The sequence below is a fragment of the Collinsella sp. AM17-1 genome, from assembly GCF_003470665.1.
Classification (GTDB): Bacteria; Actinomycetota; Coriobacteriia; order Coriobacteriales; family Coriobacteriaceae; genus Collinsella.
The window spans coordinates 334-567 of sequence record NZ_QRJZ01000047.1 but is presented as its reverse complement, the minus strand read 5'-3'; positions in this window follow the sequence as shown (position 1 = coordinate 567).

The window sequence follows — 234 nt, the reverse complement described above, 5'->3', positions numbered from 1 at the left end:
GTCGCACCCGCGTACCTTGAGAGCCGCATAGCGATAGGAGAGAGATGGAAGATACTTCTTCCAGACTCGATTCTTTTCTGCGATTTATCAGACAGAATGATAGCAATCATTCATCCGATCCAAACAAGAAGAATTCACTTATATATGAGTGAGGAGCATCTGATCGCGAGCACAGTCAACTACTGTGCCGCGGTATGAGATACCCGAATTGCGACATACGAGCGCTATTCATGA